The sequence below is a fragment of the Thalassobacterium sedimentorum genome (genome assembly GCF_031127905.1).
Lineage (GTDB): Bacteria > Verrucomicrobiota > Verrucomicrobiia > Opitutales > Coraliomargaritaceae > Thalassobacterium > Thalassobacterium sedimentorum.
The window spans coordinates 1-750 of sequence record NZ_JARXIC010000113.1 but is presented as its reverse complement, the minus strand read 5'-3'; the positions used below and the strand labels follow the sequence as shown (position 1 = coordinate 750).

The window sequence follows — 750 nt, the reverse complement described above, 5'->3', positions numbered from 1 at the left end:
CACTAGAGTCGTCGAACGCCCCCTTTAATCCTACGCGGGTTTGTCCAACCTATAGTTACCTATTAGGCTTCGCTAATTGGTAACTTCAGAGTTCTACAGGGGCGAATTTATATGTCTGCAGCAGTTCGAACAGTGATGGATCGAATTGCTGAGGATCCAGATGCCTATTATAAGGTTTTGTCAGATCGCGAGATGGTAGTGTTACGTCTTTTGTCTAAGTGCGAGACGGACGAAGCCATAGGCCAAGAATTGGATATCAGTCCCTTTACGGTTCGTCGCCATCGACTAAATATCATGAATAAGTTGAATCTAAAGAGCGTTGCGCAACTTATGCAATACGCGCTCGATAAGGGTATCGTAAAGCATAAAGGTGGCCTGGGGTGGTCATAATATGATCGAATCAGGGGGGGCGCTGTGCGCGCAGTTGGAAGTCGGGAGTGGGGAGCTTTTTTGTGGCGTCGCCGCTCGCGGCGGCCTTGGTGAAACGCATGCAAGTCTTTGAGGCCCGGCGTCCGCGAGCGGACACGCCATGTCTTTATAGTTCCGCTTCTAAGAATATATGATCTATAAGCTTGGCCTTTGCGTAGCCTCGAAACTTTGTTTCGGGGAGCGATCGGCATCGCCCCGGTTCCTAGAACCGAGGTTACAAAAGATATATTATACCTTTTAACATAAATATTGCGCATTCCGATGGAGTGGTCATGTTCATTGCATGGCAAACCGCAAACTAGGAACTCAAGCCGATCGCCA

The 750-nt window shown here is 48.7% G+C and carries 1 protein-coding gene; it reads left to right on the top strand.

Translation table 11 applies throughout. The features are described 5' to 3' along the window. The first annotated feature begins 111 nt into the window (after window positions 1-111). On the top strand, window positions 112-390 hold the full coding sequence (locus QEH59_RS18630) for a response regulator transcription factor (RefSeq protein ID WP_308986894.1): 279 nt from the start codon (window positions 112-114) through the stop codon (window positions 388-390). The last annotated feature ends 360 nt before the right edge of the window (window positions 391-750 follow it).